Consider the following 1,272-nt stretch of genomic DNA (forward strand, 5'->3'; position numbering starts at 1 on the left):
ATGCCGGTATGGCCTTGCGATGATGGGGTGGACGGCCCCCTACGGCATCAGCTGTGCCAGAATGAGGTTGTCACACACCCATTCACAGGAGCCGTCCGTGAGCCAGATTATCCGCATTGGGATGGATACGTCGAAGTATATTTTTCAGCTGCATGGTGTTGATGCGTCGGAGCAGGTCGTGCTGCGCAAACGGCTCAGCCGCAAGGCGATGCTGGAGTTTTTTGCCAAGCTGCAGCCGACGGTGGTGGTGATCGAGGCTTGCGGGGCCGCTCACCACTTGGCGCGCGAGCTTGGCAAGCTGGGACACACGGTCAGGCTGATTGCGCCGCAACTGGTGAAGCCCTACGTGCCACGCAACAAGAATGACGGGCGTGATGCGGAAGCGCTGTGCGAGGCGGCGAGCCGACCGCGGATGCGGTATGTGCCGGTGAAAACGGCCGAGCAGCAAGCCGCGCTGATGCTGCTGGGCGTCCGCGAACAACTGGTCGCGCGTCGCACGCAACTCTCCAACACGATCCGTGGGCATGCGGCCGAGTTCGGTCTGATCGCGGCCAAGGGACTGGACAAGCTCGCGGCGTTCCTGGCGGCGATCAGCCATGACGAAAGCGTGCCGGCGCTGGCCCGCGAGCTGTTTGTGATGCTGGGTCGCCAATATGAACAGGTGCAGGTCGAGCTGAAGGCGACCGAGGCGAAACTGCTGGCCTGGCACCGGGCCAATGCCACGAGCCGGCGGTTGGCGCAGATCCCGGGGATCGGTCCGGTTACGGCGGCGGCGCTGGTGATGAAGGCGCCAGATCCGCACGCCTTCCGCTCAGGAAGGCTGTTTGCGGCTTGGCTCGGCCTGACGCCCAAGGACCATTCCACTGCGGGAAAGCTCCGGCTCGGCAAGATAACCCGTGCGGGCGATGAGAGACTACGTCAGCTGCTGGTGGTCGGGGCGACCTCGGTCGTCAAGGTGGCCAAAGCGAAAGACCGCGGGCCTCACTGGCTGATCGAGCTTTTGAAGCGCAAGACACCGAAGCTCGCCGCAGTGGCGCTGGCCAACAAGATGGCCCGCATCGCCTGGAAGCTGATGACCACGGGGGAGAGCTACGACGGTGCGCGGCTCGATGCCACAACGGCAACCGTCGCATAGCTGAGAGATTCGGCCGGCCGGCGACTTGGTCCACCGGCCGAACCGGAGCTGCAAGAGCAGAAGAGATGGTGCGATCGATCGACCCGAGACGCGAGTAAATCCGTGCGACCCATTGGCTGTTCAAGGCCGCTGCGGTG

The 1,272-nt window shown here is 64.0% G+C and carries 1 protein-coding gene; it reads left to right on the forward strand.

What is annotated here, in order from left to right; translation table 11 throughout:
• The first annotated feature begins 97 nt into the window (after window positions 1-97).
• On the forward strand, window positions 98-1,135 hold the full coding sequence (locus AC0L3P_RS39745) for an IS110 family RNA-guided transposase (protein ID WP_473309432.1): 1,038 nt from the start codon (window positions 98-100) through the stop codon (window positions 1,133-1,135).
• The last annotated feature ends 137 nt before the right edge of the window (window positions 1,136-1,272 follow it).

Source organism: Bradyrhizobium sp. WSM4874, assembly GCF_055811835.1.